Source organism: Methylolobus aquaticus, from assembly GCF_054172105.1.
On the sequence record NZ_JBSYXP010000053.1, the window covers coordinates 1 to 986 of the forward strand.

General features: G+C 67.7%; 1 protein-coding gene. It reads left to right on the top strand.

The features are described from left to right. On the top strand, positions 1–949 hold a 949-nt coding region (gene tnpC, locus ACW73L_RS22140; protein WP_498924706.1), incomplete at its 5' end, for an IS66 family transposase. Positions 950–986 lie beyond the last annotated feature (37 nt).

The following is a 986-nucleotide window of genomic DNA, read 5'->3' on the forward strand; positions in this document are numbered from 1 at the left end:
TGAATACGTGCTCGGGCGGGCCGGTGTGCTGGTGCCACGCCAGACCCTGGCGCGCTGGGTCATCGGCACCGCCCAAGCGCTGCAGCCGCTGGCCAACCTGCTGCGCGACACCGTGCTCGGCGCGGATCTCATCCATATGGACGAAACCCCGGTCCAGGTGCTGAAGGAACCCGGCCGCGCCGCCTCGGCCAAGAGTTACATGTGGGTGCAGCGCGGCGGGCCACTGGGCCGCCCGGTACTCCTGTTCGACTACGACCCGAGTCGGTCCGGGCAGGTCCCGCTGCGCTTGCTCGCCGGCTGGCAGGGTTACCTGATGACCGATGGCTGGGAGGCCTATGCCGCGGTCGTCGCGCAACAAGGCCTGACGCATCTCGGCTGCTGGGTCCACGCCCGACGCTACTTCGTCGACGCCGCCAAGGTGGTGCCGCCCGGGCAGTCGGGTCATGCCCGCAAGGCCCTGGACACCATCGCCCGGCTCTACGCGATCGAAAAGGCCCACCGTGACAGCGGCTCTGCAGAACGGTTCGCGGCACGGCAAACGCACAGTCGCCCGGTGTTGGCGGAACTGCGCCAGTGGCTCGACACCGTTCGCCCCACGGTACCGCCCACCACGCTGCTGGGCCAAGCCTTGCACTATCTCCATCAGCAGTGGCCGCGCCTGATCCGCTTCCTCGAGCGCGGTGATCTGCCCCTCGACAACAACCCGGCCGAGAATGCCATCCGTCCCTTCGTCGTCGGCCGCAAAGCCTGGCTGTTTGCCGACACCCCGGCCGGCGCCCACGCCAGCGCGCTGATCTACTCCTTGGTCGAAACCGCCAAGGCCAACGGCCTCGAACCGTACCTGTGGCTGCGCCATGTCTTGCGCCGCTTGCCGACCGCTACCACTGTCGAACACTTCGAAGCCCTCTTGCCCTGGAACTGCCCACCCGCGGATTTGATCACCACCTGATCCGCACCGCATAGCCTGGGGTTTGTGGAGCGCTTAC